17 protein-coding genes and 2 pseudogenes are annotated in these 13,128 nt (G+C 31.1%); 4 read left to right on the top strand and 15 right to left on the bottom strand.

Features of this window, described 5'->3' with window-relative positions:
• Positions 1-266 precede the first annotated feature (266 nt).
• The 9 genes from ACYFX0_RS12760 to ACYFX0_RS12720 form a co-directional block, all read right to left on the bottom strand.
• Positions 267-653: a hypothetical protein gene (locus tag ACYFX0_RS12760; RefSeq protein ID WP_000360785.1), complete on the bottom strand. Its 387-nt coding sequence runs from the start codon at positions 651-653 to the stop codon at positions 267-269.
• 522 nt (positions 654-1,175) lie between these two features.
• Positions 1,176-1,367 carry a DUF3954 domain-containing protein gene (locus ACYFX0_RS12755; RefSeq protein ID WP_000511363.1) on the bottom strand — a complete coding sequence of 64 codons (192 nt, stop codon included), beginning with the start codon at positions 1,365-1,367 and terminating at the stop codon, positions 1,176-1,178.
• Between the two features lie 71 nt (positions 1,368-1,438).
• Positions 1,439-1,801 (bottom strand): hypothetical protein, encoded by a 363-nt coding sequence (locus ACYFX0_RS12750; RefSeq protein WP_001125985.1) that lies wholly within the window; start codon positions 1,799-1,801, stop codon positions 1,439-1,441.
• Positions 1,802-1,811: 10 nt separating this feature from the next.
• Positions 1,812-2,789, bottom strand: coding sequence for a DnaD domain-containing protein (locus ACYFX0_RS12745; protein ID WP_000312152.1), 978 nt, complete (start codon positions 2,787-2,789; stop codon positions 1,812-1,814).
• A gap of 117 nt (positions 2,790-2,906) precedes the next feature.
• On the bottom strand, positions 2,907-3,191 hold the full coding sequence (locus tag ACYFX0_RS12740; RefSeq protein WP_098684320.1) for a hypothetical protein: 285 nt from the start codon (positions 3,189-3,191) through the stop codon (positions 2,907-2,909).
• A 178-nt stretch (positions 3,192-3,369) separates the two neighbouring features.
• On the bottom strand, positions 3,370-3,591 hold the full coding sequence (locus ACYFX0_RS12735; RefSeq protein WP_460270641.1) for an RNA polymerase subunit sigma: 222 nt from the start codon (positions 3,589-3,591) through the stop codon (positions 3,370-3,372).
• A 30-nt stretch (positions 3,592-3,621) separates the two neighbouring features.
• On the bottom strand, positions 3,622-4,137 hold the full coding sequence (locus ACYFX0_RS12730; RefSeq protein WP_460270639.1) for a helix-turn-helix domain-containing protein: 516 nt from the start codon (positions 4,135-4,137) through the stop codon (positions 3,622-3,624).
• A 67-nt stretch (positions 4,138-4,204) separates the two neighbouring features.
• Positions 4,205-4,504 (bottom strand): DNA-binding protein, encoded by a 300-nt coding sequence (locus ACYFX0_RS12725; protein ID WP_098631667.1) that lies wholly within the window; start codon positions 4,502-4,504, stop codon positions 4,205-4,207.
• Between the two features lie 18 nt (positions 4,505-4,522).
• Positions 4,523-4,741: a helix-turn-helix transcriptional regulator gene (locus ACYFX0_RS12720; RefSeq protein ID WP_098631668.1), complete on the bottom strand. Its 219-nt coding sequence runs from the start codon at positions 4,739-4,741 to the stop codon at positions 4,523-4,525.
• 201 nt (positions 4,742-4,942) lie between these two features.
• Here ACYFX0_RS12720 and ACYFX0_RS12715 point away from each other — a divergent pair, with 201 nt between their 5' ends.
• Positions 4,943-5,314: a helix-turn-helix domain-containing protein gene (locus ACYFX0_RS12715; RefSeq protein ID WP_098631669.1), complete on the top strand. Its 372-nt coding sequence runs from the start codon at positions 4,943-4,945 to the stop codon at positions 5,312-5,314.
• Positions 5,315-5,644: 330 nt separating this feature from the next.
• On the opposite strand, the gene ACYFX0_RS12710 is transcribed toward ACYFX0_RS12715, so the two are convergent.
• Both ACYFX0_RS12710 and ACYFX0_RS12705 read right to left on the bottom strand, forming a co-directional pair.
• Positions 5,645-7,339, bottom strand: coding sequence for a hypothetical protein (locus tag ACYFX0_RS12710; protein ID WP_460270637.1), 1,695 nt, complete (start codon positions 7,337-7,339; stop codon positions 5,645-5,647).
• Positions 7,340-7,391: 52 nt separating this feature from the next.
• Complete coding sequence (locus ACYFX0_RS12705; protein WP_098631670.1) at positions 7,392-7,850, bottom strand: Panacea domain-containing protein; 459 nt, start codon at positions 7,848-7,850, stop codon at positions 7,392-7,394.
• A gap of 781 nt (positions 7,851-8,631) precedes the next feature.
• Between ACYFX0_RS12705 and ACYFX0_RS12700 the strand changes: the two genes are divergently transcribed.
• Together ACYFX0_RS12700 and ACYFX0_RS12695 are read left to right on the top strand one after the other, a co-directional pair.
• On the top strand, positions 8,632-9,150 hold the full coding sequence (locus ACYFX0_RS12700) for an ImmA/IrrE family metallo-endopeptidase (protein WP_460270634.1): 519 nt from the start codon (positions 8,632-8,634) through the stop codon (positions 9,148-9,150).
• A 20-nt stretch (positions 9,151-9,170) separates the two neighbouring features.
• A pseudogene (locus ACYFX0_RS12695) lies at positions 9,171-10,307 on the top strand (site-specific integrase).
• A 448-nt stretch (positions 10,308-10,755) separates the two neighbouring features.
• Here ACYFX0_RS12695 and ACYFX0_RS12690 read toward each other — a convergent pair.
• Both ACYFX0_RS12690 and ACYFX0_RS12685 read right to left on the bottom strand, forming a co-directional pair.
• The gene (locus ACYFX0_RS12690) at positions 10,756-10,881 is read right to left on the bottom strand and encodes a hypothetical protein (protein ID WP_000709202.1); all 126 of its coding nucleotides are present in this window, start codon (positions 10,879-10,881) and stop codon (positions 10,756-10,758) included.
• Positions 10,878-11,951, bottom strand: coding sequence for a response regulator aspartate phosphatase (locus ACYFX0_RS12685; protein WP_460270632.1), 1,074 nt, complete (start codon positions 11,949-11,951; stop codon positions 10,878-10,880). The genes ACYFX0_RS12690 and ACYFX0_RS12685 overlap by 4 nt, the downstream gene beginning before the upstream one ends.
• Positions 11,952-12,141: 190 nt before the next feature.
• Between ACYFX0_RS12685 and ACYFX0_RS12680 the strand changes: the two genes are divergently transcribed.
• Positions 12,142-12,489, top strand: coding sequence for a YolD-like family protein (locus ACYFX0_RS12680; protein WP_000456183.1), 348 nt, complete (start codon positions 12,142-12,144; stop codon positions 12,487-12,489).
• Between the two features lie 259 nt (positions 12,490-12,748).
• On the opposite strand, the pseudogene ACYFX0_RS12675 reads toward ACYFX0_RS12680, so the two are convergent.
• Positions 12,749-12,949, bottom strand: a pseudogene (locus tag ACYFX0_RS12675) (HNH endonuclease); the annotation flags it as partial.
• Complete coding sequence (locus ACYFX0_RS12670; protein ID WP_001012095.1) at positions 12,931-13,104, bottom strand: hypothetical protein; 174 nt, start codon at positions 13,102-13,104, stop codon at positions 12,931-12,933. The pseudogene ACYFX0_RS12675 and the gene ACYFX0_RS12670, both read right to left, overlap by 19 nt.
• Positions 13,105-13,128 lie beyond the last annotated feature (24 nt).

Genomic DNA, 13,128 nt, shown 5'->3' with positions numbered 1-13,128 from the left:
TTAAATTATCAATATATTAGGAGTGTTAATTATGTCAGAAACAATAATGATTTTGTTATACATTTGTTTCGGATTGAGTGCAGTTTTTAGCTTAATAAAGGAATTGAAAAAGCCACAGAAAAACCAGTTCTTGATTTTAGTTGATTCTCTAATTTTGCTAGGAGCTCTATTCCTAGTAAGTAGCATCTTCATCTAAATTACATAACCAGAACTCTATTAGGAAGCAGTTCAAAAAGTGAACTGCTTTTTTTATTAAATTAACTATTTTATGAAGCTTTTAAATATCCGATTTCTCGTGCATATTCACGCATCTTTTCCATTCCTTCTTCTGACCAACCCCAATGAGTACAGTACAATCCTCCATAACCATTTCTACCGTTCGAATTGTCATTACCAAATATAAAGTCCGTGAAATCTCTGATTAATCCCCACATTGTTCCGCCACCAGAGAAATTATGTTCCTGTTTCTTGTTCATGTAAGAACTTCTTGTCATACGCATCGGAACATTCGTGCCATGATCAATGAACCATAGATTTCTACCATCATGCTTAAAATGTGCTGTTCTATCCTTGTAACGAAAGAACTCCCTCTCATAATCTGCAAGATACTTAATAAGTGAATTCACGATTTCAATGCGTTTTTGTTTGTCCATCTCCCATTCTCCTTTACGAATAATCCTTTTTATATTACACATACTACCTGCAAGCCGACTTCCCACCGGCTTCACTCTTTCAAATCGGAGCTCTCTCCTCCGTATCTTTTCAGGACATGGCAGGTAACTTAATCGGTTGCCTGCCGTTTTTGCGTATAATCGTAAATATTCTTGTCTATAATGTTTAGAGAAAACGTCTTATGCCATTTGGAGCAACCTCCAGCACATGATATTTGTACAGCCGTTCCTATAAAGGGGACGGTCTTATTTCATGTTCGTATTCTCTTTTTCGATTAAAATAACGCTTTTGTTCGTTTCAAACTAATTTACTATTATTTGAATAATCGTAAACATTTACTCAATGTTTTTTCTGAATACTCATGATATTATTTATGTGCTGGTGTTCACCATCCCAAGAACTCAGTAATTTCATCCACAGGCTCCACTCTCATCCTTTTGAGAGTGGAGCCCTTATTTATAAGGGTTATCCTCAATATTTATTTTTATAAAATTCAAATTCGATTATAATAACTGTGTTTTTCGTTCTTCCATACGAATTACTTTTCCACTTTGATATACAAATGATTGTTCACCAAATCCACCTTGGGGTGGTTCTATTAGTTGGACCTGACCATTTTTAACAACATATATTCCGTTTATTTTCAAATCTATTTCAGCTTTCATTTCTACAAGATTTTCTTTAATAATTCCCATTAAGACCACTCCCGTATGTTATGATTATTTTGTCGAAGCAAGTCGGGAGCAATCTCGACTTTTTTATTTTGTTATAGATATTCCACAACATTATCGGGAATAAATGATTGTTCTAATGATAAATAAAGTCGTATTGAAATCGGTTCTTTATTATCTCTCGCAGACTTGCAAAGCTCCTCCGCTTCTTCCCAATCGAACTGCTTATCTTCCACTCGCTTAAATCTCCAAATTCCAATTGTATATTCCTCAAATAATTCATACTGATCATCTGGCGCTGTTGTTGGTTTTAATTCATCAGTAGCTCTTACTTGTTTTGGCACTTGAACAACTACATCCGTAAAACGAACTTTAGAATTTAATCGATGAATGTGTGCTTTCTCAGTATCGAATGCTACTACAGGCTCAACATCAAATATTGTTAACTGCTTTGGCATTACAATCCTCCTAAGCCTCTTTTTTATATTTAGATAACACTTGTTCTAAACGTTTACGTTCAGCTTCTAATTCGGTTTCATTAAGCTCTACTGACTGAGAATTTGTTTCCGTATCTTGAGTATGTAACCAATCAGGAACAATTTCATTTCGAGCATTATTTCTTCCACCACGAGAATGGTATTTCTTACGGAATTGAGTTTGTGCAGCTTCAACATCAGTAATACTCTTATACCCCTTAGCATGCCAATCTCTTAAAATACCTTGTACATAAGACATATTAGGTGCATTCTTTTCTAAAGCTATTTTCATTGCTTTGATAACAAGCTGTGCATTCAAATCTTCAATCCACGCATTAATCCCTTCAGCTACAAATGGTTTAAGAACTCCAAAGTTTTGCTCATAAAATGCTATTGGATTTTCTTCTGCAACTTTTTTATCTCTTGAGCAGCTTGCTGCTTCTTCTTTTGTTTTTGTTTCTTCTTTTTCTTTTGTTTCTGTTTTTGTTTCTTCTTTTTCCTTCATAGGGTCTTCGAAGCCCCTTATAAGCCACTCAAAACGAGCTTGGAAGTATTCCTTAATACGAGGAATTTTAAAATCTTGCTGTTTTTCTAACTCTAAACATGTCTCATAAAAATCAATTAAAAAATCTTCACACTTAATATTCTGGATTTCTTTTAACACACACTTTTCAATATTCATATTTGTAATAGCATTGAATTTAAGCCAATTAATCAACATAATTTCTTTGGTCTTTTTGTTGTAATGAATTTTCCCGTAATCAGCAAACCGCTCCAACAGCTTCTCAACCGTTTCACGGTTATACCCTGTATCCATTTCTATCACTCGTAATGGAAGCTCATAGATACCACTCTGAGAAGTTTTGCTATTAGTCATTAAGTATAAGTAGAAGTATTTCTCCTCCGGTGTAAGATCTAAAACGAAAGCATCTTGCCAATATGAAACTTGAACAGGTCTATAAACTGCCATATTATTCATCCTCCATTGTTTTACTTGATTTGCTTTGATATACTTAATCCAATTCAATTTTTAGAAAGACTCTCTATAAGAGTCTAAAATCTATCACTCTGCCAAGTGATAGATTTTTTATTTTCTTCGACTAACTACTGATGCATTGATCCCCTGTCCTTGAAGACTTTTAACAACTACACGATAACTCTTAGATACATCGTGATCCTCTTTTTCATTACGAAGGCTCTTGAATTCTTTTGCGCATCTATTTAATTCCTTCTCCCAATGATTTGCTTCATCTAATGAACCAGCATTGAACATGTTATGAATACATGTCACCATGCAGTTATGTAATTCATTTGCAAAAGCAAAATCACCTGGTAGAACTAAGTCGAACAGACGATTACATTCTGCTTTCATAATTTGCTCCCCATTTTTAATAATTTGATACTGTACGCATCGTTATGACCAGAAAGTATTGTATATGAAAGGATTAGAGGTAACAAATCCTCCTGGTCATAACGACAAGCACAACAGCTTGTCGCATTAAATTGTTATATGCTATAATTTATCTATTGTTATGATTGGCTATCGCAAGCTACGCGGTGGCCTTTCCTTTTTTATTTTTGTTTTTCAAAACGAACGCCGCTTCTATAATTCGAATTCTTATCTCCATCAACTTCTTCTCTTGCTTTAAGTTCTTTGCTTTCCTATAGTCTCCACAAACTGCCGCAATTCGAATATCACCATATAAATTTGCTTCCTTACGAATTAGAGCTTTATATTGATTTAAAGTTGGACTTGCATAATCAATTGTCATAATTTAAACCTCCCCAATAAAATAATTAAATTAAGCTTTTATATACTTCCTAGCTCGTAATGATACTTTCCAGTACTTAAAGATTTCTTTCATTGAAAAATCATATTGATCACATAGGACCGCTACGAGGCTCATCATTGAACCTGTAGCATCCAGGACTTCATGCATTACCTTTTTCAAATCCTCTTTCTCTCTTTCGGACCAAGTTTGTGAAGGCTTAGACCAACATACTGTATCAAGTTGTTCCAAAGCTTTATTTGTCTCTTGATAAACCATGTATCCCATACTTGTAGGATGATGATCTATATGCTCTCCGTTGAAGAACGGGATACTTACATCCCCTGTTGCTTCACTCCACATTTTAAAAAACAACTGCGGATCATCAATTCCTTCCGGAATACATTTTCGTAAATCTTCTGGTAAACGTCGTTGTTCAGTTTCATATTTTGCTAGTGACTCACGGCTTACTGGGATTTCTAAGGAAAGTTGTTCTTGGGTGATTCCCTTTCGTTTGCGTGCCATAGCAACTTCTTTTCCTATGGACATCATTTACTTCCCCCATTCGTACCTAAAGCAATATTTATTTGTGACAACTTACTATGGTAATTTGTTATTAGACGGATTCTTTAAATGGATTGTAATACTCAGTATTGTTTTCTACCCATTCAGTGTGATTCTCCATCCACTTAAAAAGAAGATGTGTAGGAATAAGAACTCCCGCTTCACGACATACTGGAAAATCAGAACGGTTTAATAGCTCAGATGCTTTGGTGCGTTTAATATGTAACAGGTCCATTAATTCTGTAATAGTTAAAAATGGTGGTAACTCTTTCATTGGTTGAAGATGTTCAGTTGCTCTTTGTACTTCTTCTCGGATTATTTTACGGAATGATTCGATGTCAAAGTTAATCATAAATATCACCTCATTTTGCTATTTCAATAAATTCGCATTTGAAAATAGATCCTCAATTTCGCAATCCAATGCTGTTGCTATTATAGGTAAGTGATCCGCCTTAAATGTATAATCACCTTTTTCATACTTCATATAAGTCGATGCATTTTTAAAACCTAATATGATTGCTAATTCTAGTAATGTAATTTCAAGTTCCGAACGCCTTCTTTGAATAAAATTTAAGTTTAATTTCCTCAAAACCTCACCTCCTATATTTGCTAAAACAGCAAATTCATACCCTAATATTACTTTGCTATTTTAGCAAAGTCAACGATTTTTTGCTATTTCAACAAAACAGCTTTTCCATTTTAGAAAAAATGATAATATATTTCTAGGTAAGCTCGTAATTTACTGATTAATTAACACAAAAACCCGTCCCATAGAAAGTTGGTGAAAAAAATGTCAGAATCTACAATTGGCTACCGAATAAAAAAATTGCGAGAAGAAAATAAATGGTCGCAGTTAGAATTTGCAGAGAGAATGGGAATTAACAACAGTGTACTATCTAGAATTGAAAGTGGTAAAAGACCTATTGAAGACTCTCTTATTAATAAAGCTGCTGACATTTTCGATGTATCCACTGACTATCTTCTTGGAAGAACAAATGTTTTTGTTAATAAGTTAAATACAGAAAATCCCCTTGAAGATCCAGAACTAGGGCTTTGGTTTAAAGATATTCAAGATGCATCTCCAGAAAAGCGTGAAGAACTAATACAATTCTGGGAATTCATTAAACTGAAAGAAAACAACCGCAAATTTGGTAAAAAATAAAAACACGCGAATATGGCGTGTTTTTATTTAGTAAAATTCTAGTTAATTATTCCCATAAATACATTAGGATAAAAACTTATATTACTATTTAATTTTCTTTATATACAAAAAAAGTAACTTTTAAGTTACTAAGAAGATTTTTGTCAATTTACTTTTTAAAATTTTAAAGCATTATTAATTGGACAAGATATAATCATAAAATTTAATACCCTTCAAAAAAACATAAGAAAAAGAAGCAACCATATGCTTCTTTTTCTTATGCTTTTCTTTATGTATTTTTTCATTTTTTTAGAATCAACATACCTACTTTAATTTAGTAGTGCTCTCGTTCTAATGATTATTAAGTCCCTTTATTAAGAAAAATTGTTTAAAATGTTTATCTTTTATAGATATTAGTCCATATAAAGAATTTAAACCTTCAACTTTATCTTTTATATAACCTAAATAATGATGGTCTTCCCCTTTAAAAAAATAACCTAAATCTATCAATTGTTCATCTTGCTTTAACAATTTAATTTTTTTTACGGAAGTTACATAATGTTGCTGTAAAGCAACTAATAAAACTGCTTTTAGGAAACAATACTTATATGAGGAAGTACTAAACGTAATCTTTGTTGAAAGAAGTTCAGTTAATTTTTTACTTAGTTCCAAATTTGGTTTTATATTATCAATATCATCATATAAGCTTTCAATTATTAACTTTATTTTTTTATGTCTAAATGTTTTAACAAAGCTTTTAATTAAAAAACCAGCACATTGATAATGTCCTAATTCAATTGCTTTTATAATCCCTAAAAACATAACCCTAGATATTTTGTAATGTAATTCATAATCATCTTCTATATTTCCTACAAGTTTTTTCATTTGAATCGGTACGTTGTTAATCTTCGGCATTTCCTTAGTTTTCACTGTAGCACTATTCATTAAGTTCAAAAACACATTTGTAATATCTGTTAATAATTTCAAATTATTCGTATGTATTGCCCTTATAAGTAAAGAAGTTGTAAGGGATAAAAAATCATTTTGATTATAAAATTTCTTTTTATCTAACTCCTGTGATATAAGAGCTCCAAACACCCTAGCGGTCCTGTTATCATTATTTTTGTAAAGAGTAAGAATCACTTGACAAATCATGCAGTAGTATTCATTATAAAAGTCCTTAAATAAGGACTCTAAATCCATATGCTCCGAAGATTTAGTTTTCTTCTTAAAAACTTTCCACTCTCTTTTTAAATCAATATATGGATAAAAAGAGTTTGGCTTTATTGAACAAAAGTCATCAATGATTAAATTAATTTCATTATCTTTTCCACCTTTAAAAGAAATTTCTAACAGGTCATTTAAATATTTCAAAGTACTAACATACAAATAATAGTACAAAGTACCTGAGTACGGAACAACCTTACTGAAAACATCTTGGCTAGAATTAATTTCAATTAACTTCTTTACTAATACATTATTTATTAATTTAAATGAATTTGTAAAATCATTACTTAATTTATATTTGTCTTTAGCAATTAATATTTGAAAACAAATCTCAGATGCAATACTTACATTTTTTATCTCTTTTTGCAATTTCGAAGCAAATTTATGATCATTTTTAATCCCTTCTTTTTTCTCTTGAAACAGTTTATCAATATTTTTAAAACTTTTTTTAATACTTTCTATGTTATAGTTAAACTCTTTTATAACATTTATATTTCTCAAAATACGTCTATATGAATATACAGCTAACACTAACCATAGTAATGATAAAAAATCTAAATAGATTAAATTATAAAAAGATAGGTCTTTTACTGTAGCTGAATCAAAAATTAAAAGAACATTAGATAAGATTAACAAAACCGTTGTACTTATAAACATAATTAGTGTTTTTGATATTTTTTTCTTAAATAAAGAATACGCTACTTCTTTTTGTTCTCGATAAGCAAAAATAAAAATTGTAAAACTCAATGGAATCAATGTTTTAATAATTACATTCATAAAATAAACAAAATTAATAGAATAATAAATAAAGCTATCCAAATTATCACCCTCATAAAAAAGTAGAGTGAGATGATCACTCTACTTATAATATTTAAACTAAATATTCTTTTGAGAAATATTCTCTAATCGCTTCCTGACTTATCTCTTTACTACAATAATCAAGTGAATTTAAACCATCTCTAGCCGTCAGCCAAGGAGCCTCTTTATGAGTCATTTCTTCCAAGTCTTTCCCAGTATAACTTTTAAATATCTCCCAAACATCGTCCAATAACTTCATTTCTTTTTGACTTAAATCAATTTCGTTGTTTACATATCTTTGAGTTATTTCACGATAACTATAATTTTTAAATTCATTATAAATTTCAGGAATTACCGGTCCATGTACCCAAGCTTGTATCTCTTCATTAAATAACGGTTCATGGTTAATTGCTAAATGAAACCCTTGAGAATAATACAATAATTTTTGTAGCTTTAAATTTGTTATATTCTCCAATGTACCAGGTCTGCTTTTCTTAATTAAATATTTTGCTACGTCTATAACTTGCGCCATGGTTATTCCCCCTTTACAAACATTATTCGACAATAATCATGTAAAATCCTTCAATATAACTTAGTAATATTATTATAACAATAAAATTTCATCCTAATTTCTTACAACCACTAATAATTATTACATTATAGTGGCATGTTAGCAAGTATAATACATTATTTTATTATTTTTCCGTCCATTTAACCACCTTAAAATTATTACCATCACAGATAGTTGCACTTGGAACCATCTATGATTAGATGTTACACTATCTGTTATTAAAAATACATTTTATCTGACTTAATATTAATTTCCTTTTTATTTTTTTAATATATTAATCAAAACACAGTTATTTGCGATCTTATAATTAACTTTTATATAACCTTAATTGAGAACCTCTTTACAATTATGATAATTTTCCCCTTCCTTTGTCCTCGGATATCTAATTCCCACTAATATTTTATCCATGCGCAATTAATAAGGTGTATATTTTCCTTTTTGTTCTAAATTCAATCTTCTTTTCAAGAACTTTTAATTCTTTTTGTAATATTGAAATGTTCCAGAATTTGTTTTTGTTTCTGTTTTATAATTCTTTTCATTCCACACACTCTCCCCCGATTTACCATGTATTTCATTTATTTATTACTGGTAAGAGGTTAAATCATAAAATGATGATTTTAATTCTTCTAGTTCCTTTTCAGTAAATTATAACTAACAAAATTCTCCTTCCAACTCTCTCTTTTTTATTATATCATAAAACAAGAACACACGTTCCACTTATATTTGAATGGAGTGAAATATTTTGTTACAATCACAGCCTTATTACACTACACAACTCGAGGACTATATCCAGCATATGTACCAATCATTATCTATTATTGTTCCAGAAAAAATTGATATGATGGAGATTGCGAATAAGTTAAACATCTGGGTTTACTTTGCTCCATTTGGTAGCCATGCTATTGAAAGAAATGGAATGTATAGCTTAATAATTGATAATCGTATCTCTCAGCAGGAACAATGGGAAGATTTTGGCCATGAGACCTGTCACATCCTACTTCATTCTGGTAATCAATTATTAATGCATCAAATGTTTCTAGATTATCAAGAAGCAAAGGCTAAAAACTTCGCACAACAATTTTGCGTACCTACTTTTATGTTACGAAAGCTTCCTCCCCTACAGTTAAAGGCATATATAATCTCAGAAAAATTCAATGTAACAACAAAATTTGCTGAAAATAGGCTTTTACATTATAAAAATCAATTATTAGCAAGTAATTTACAGAATAGAATATCACAATACTGTAATTTTCAAAAATAACGATTCAGGAGGTATTGAATATGAAAGGAAGTTTCCGTAAACGTGGAAACGCATGGTCTTTTACTATAGATATCGGTATAGATCCAACCACAGGAAAACGACAGCAAAAAAGTAAAAGTGGATTTAGAACAAAAAAAGAAGCCCAAAATGCTGCTGCAACGATGATTACGGAGATAGAGAAAGGCATATATTTTGATGACAAACAATTAACTGTTTTAGATGTATGGAAAAAGCTAAAGCCTCTTCGTAAAGCTGAATTAAAAATTACATCTTATGAAAAAGACATGAGCTTAGTTAGGCTCTATATCCTCCCCCCATTTAGTTATAAAAAAATTAAAAGTATTAAATCCGTAATGATTCAAAGCTACTATGCCGAACTTAAGGAAAAAGGATTATCAAATGGTACAATCAGCAATATCCACCGCTGCCTAAGATGCATTTTCAAACACGCTGTAGAATGGGAAATCATACATGATAATATAATGAATAAGGTTAAAAAACCACGTGAAGAGCAAGGTGAGATGAAGACATGGTCCAGCGAAGAATGTAATCGATTCCTCCAGTATCTAAAAGAATAAAATATTAAGTACCATATGTTCTTCTTACTTGCAATTTATACAGGGATGAGACGCGGAGAATTACTTGCACTAACGTGGAAAGATATTGACTTTGATAATAAACGTATCCTGGTTAATAAATCACTTGTAAAAACAGAAAAAGGACTATTTAAAGCTGCTACAAAAACTAAATCTTCAAATAGAAGCATTAGTATCTCTTCTTTTGTTATAGGGAAGTTACAATCCTACTACTCTTATAAAAAGAAAGAATTTTTCCGCTGGGGTATACACTTGAATGAAGAAGCCTTCATTTTCACCGGCAATACGATACATTCGCCCTTACATATAGATGCTCCTCATCGCTTTTTGAATGATCACTATAAAAAAGCTGGTGTTCCTCGTATTCGTATACACGATTTACGACATACTCACGCTACACTCATGCTTCAGGCTGGAGAACATCCTAAAATCGTACAAGATCGCTTAGGGCATTCATCTATTCAAATGACTTTAGACAAGTATAGTCACATCACACAGAACATGCAGCAACAAGCAGCAGAAAACTTCGAGAGTATAATAAAATCTAATGAAAACACCTGATAAAAAATGAAAATATTTAATGTGAGCAAAATGTGAGCACCCAGGAAAATCACCACTTAGAAACCCTGATATAATAAGGTTTTCCATACTATCTCGTTGAATCTTGGGAAAAGAATGAGCAGTTTTAAGGGTTGTTTATTTGATAAAATATAAAAAACACAAAAGTGCCAAACCCCTTATACCACAAGGGTTTTGGCACTTTTTAATATCTAAAACAAATTTTATTGAAATAATTATTTTTATAGATTTTCATACTTTTTTATATAGTACGTGAACAAAATGTGAGCAAATATGTGAACATATACAGTACAAAATTACACCTTTGTATACACATTTTTAGAAACATCTTACGTTTATCAAACAATAACCAAAAGACGTACCTGCAACCTCATCATATAAATAATAGATATTAAAAAGAGGACACTATAAGCGCCCTCTTCCTTAGGTTTTAAATATGTTCTCCATGATCCATAAACACTTCAATTGCTTCGTTTTGTGGTATGTCTTTTACATTAGTAAGACCAAAAGTAAAAACAGCGGATAACATCATCATTAATAAGATTGCTTTTTTCATTTTAGCGCCCTTCTTTCTATGCTCTTTTTGTCTGCATCTAAAGCGATGTGCAAATACTTGCTTGCTTTTCTGTGATTCTCTGAACCATAGAATATTTCACCTAAAAGAGAAGCATATTCTTTTACCCAATCATATAATTCTTCTTTTTCAAAATACGAAATACCTTCTATAACCACATTTTCTAATTCTTCTTGCGGTACATAGTTATGTACTGCTTTTAAAATTCGGAAATGATGACGATAACATAAGTCGCTAATCTTATAGCCATTCTCAATATATTCATTAGCGATATGACTATAACCTAACTTAAAATGTTCTCTTGCTAAAAGAAACATAGTTTTAGAGTTATTTTCTAATGAATCCTCTAAGTGTTTAATTGCTAACTCTGGCATGTTTTGACTTGCGTATAAAAGTCCTAAATTATGCTTAACTCGTTTAATAAGAAGTTCATCATTAGATTTTTGGAAGGTACCTAGTGCTGAAAGTAAATATTCCTCTGCACTTTCGAATTCATTTAGTCGAATGTGTGCCATTCCTAAAGTATTTAAGCATGCTGCAGTTTTTAATTCATACCCTGGACTAATTGAAAATACTTCATTCGCCTTTGTAGCAAATTGAACTGCTAAGATCGGTTTTAATACGTGATAGTAATGGACTGCAAGCCAATAATTAAATTCAGCTTTTTCAATTTCATCATGCATGTACTCTAAAAACGTTTCAGCTTTTTCAAATTGCATTCTTGCTTCACTATGGTTTGCTTTATTAATAGCGTAAATTGCTTTAAATAAATGATGATAGTACTCTAAAAATGTTTCTGTAGACTCTGGTAAAGGCTCGATTTTGTCCAGAATATCTTTTGTACTATCCATATCCTGAATTAGCAGTTTATACCGTGCATTCAATAAAGCGTAGTAGACTAATATCGTTTGGTCTTCCTTAATATTATTGATTTTATTTGCAATATCTTCTTTTATTTTCTGAGACTGTAATACACGTTGTGAAATCATAGCTTGATACCAGTCGTTTAATAATTTTGTGATTTCTTCTTTAGAAATAATGTCAACACTCATCTACTTCTACCCCCTTTTGTTAAATGTTATCATGACATGCTTGTTTGCATAAATAAGTTTTTGAATATTCTAACTTGAAAAAATTATTTTTGAATATTCATGTTAACAAAATGGTCCCTTTTCAAACCCCAAAAAAGAACGCACGTTTGTTTGTAGTGGAGTTAAAAAAACAAAAGTGAGGTATTACATCATGGAATATAACGGCTTTCCTGTAGTACGTGGAAGAGGTATGGTGAAATGGAATCCGTTTGCTTCAATACCGGAGCAATACGAGGAAATACATAGAATGTTTGAGGAACAATATAAAGTACCTAAACCTTTTTTAACACAAGATACTATGGAACGAATAGAAAGAGCGTTAATGCAATCTTTTCACGAGGAAGAAGAAATACATACCTCATACTATCGTGATGGAATGGTGCAAGACATGTACATAAATGTATTACATATTGAACCGATGACGAAAACTATATATTGTACAGATGCTTTTGGTTTGAATACTAAGTTTAAGTTTGATGAATTGGTGAATATAAATTAAAAGAAGCCGCCCGACAGTACTGAAGTGCACCCCAATTGTTAGACACAGCCTAACAATTGGGGTGCACTTCACATATATAGGTGGCTTTTGTACGACAAAAAAGAGCTCTGCTATACAGCAGAGCAAAAGAAAAATATATAACCCTATAAAAATAATACAAATTATTGATACTTTCAAAAGACGAAATTTAAATTTCCATCACAATAATACCTATGTTTAAGTATGAAACATTCTACCTTCACTATAGCTATGAATATTCTTATTTTAGAATTCCATAGTATCCAAATAGCTCTTTGAGAGATACCTCAATACCGAACTTCTTCAAAGAATCTTTTCTTTGTTCAAAGAGAAGTTCTAAAACTTTTTTCTTCTCTTTGTCTCTTCCATAATGAATCAACCTATGACAGTTCGGACATATACTAACTATATTTCCAACAACATCTAAACTATTTTCAAAATCAATTCATTTATACGATTAATTGTGTAAGAATTATGATGTGTGATTTCTCCTAATTCCTTGTACTGCCTTACGCTTTTTTTCCATTTCACAATTACAACATTATTTTTTTGTAACTGTTTAAATTGCTCTTGTGTTTCAAAGTTTACAAAATTCATATCAATTCCCCTTTGTATGAAAAT

It is taken from the genome of Bacillus sp. NEAU-Y102 (assembly GCF_054788175.1).
Note: the sequence above shows the minus strand (reverse complement) of the source record. Positions and strands in the feature narration are given on the sequence as shown.

Bases quoted from the DNA above. Each gene is read 5' to 3' on its own strand.
- ACYFX0_RS12715 (WP_098631669.1), top strand. From the start codon at position 4,943: ATGTCAGAATCTACAATTGGCTACCGAATAAAAAAATTGCGAGAAGAA.
- ACYFX0_RS12755 (WP_000511363.1), bottom strand. From the start codon at position 1,367: ATGGGAATTATTAAAGAAAATCTTGTAGAAATGAAAGCTGAAATAGAT.
- ACYFX0_RS12680 (WP_000456183.1), top strand. From the start codon at position 12,142: ATGGAATATAACGGCTTTCCTGTAGTACGTGGAAGAGGTATGGTGAAA.
- ACYFX0_RS12740 (WP_098684320.1), bottom strand. From the start codon at position 3,191: ATGAAAGCAGAATGTAATCGTCTGTTCGACTTAGTTCTACCAGGTGAT.
- ACYFX0_RS12735 (WP_460270641.1), bottom strand. From the start codon at position 3,591: ATGACAATTGATTATGCAAGTCCAACTTTAAATCAATATAAAGCTCTA.
- ACYFX0_RS12760 (WP_000360785.1), bottom strand. From the start codon at position 653: ATGGACAAACAAAAACGCATTGAAATCGTGAATTCACTTATTAAGTAT.
- ACYFX0_RS12750 (WP_001125985.1), bottom strand. From the start codon at position 1,801: ATGCCAAAGCAGTTAACAATATTTGATGTTGAGCCTGTAGTAGCATTC.
- ACYFX0_RS12725 (WP_098631667.1), bottom strand. From the start codon at position 4,504: ATGATTAACTTTGACATCGAATCATTCCGTAAAATAATCCGAGAAGAA.
- ACYFX0_RS12705 (WP_098631670.1), bottom strand. From the start codon at position 7,850: ATGGCGCAAGTTATAGACGTAGCAAAATATTTAATTAAGAAAAGCAGA.
- ACYFX0_RS12730 (WP_460270639.1), bottom strand. From the start codon at position 4,137: ATGTCCATAGGAAAAGAAGTTGCTATGGCACGCAAACGAAAGGGAATC.
- ACYFX0_RS12685 (WP_460270632.1), bottom strand. From the start codon at position 11,951: ATGAGTGTTGACATTATTTCTAAAGAAGAAATCACAAAATTATTAAAC.
- ACYFX0_RS12670 (WP_001012095.1), bottom strand. From the start codon at position 13,104: ATGAATTTTGTAAACTTTGAAACACAAGAGCAATTTAAACAGTTACAA.
- ACYFX0_RS12745 (WP_000312152.1), bottom strand. From the start codon at position 2,789: ATGGCAGTTTATAGACCTGTTCAAGTTTCATATTGGCAAGATGCTTTC.
- ACYFX0_RS12690 (WP_000709202.1), bottom strand. From the start codon at position 10,881: ATGAAAAAAGCAATCTTATTAATGATGATGTTATCCGCTGTTTTTACT.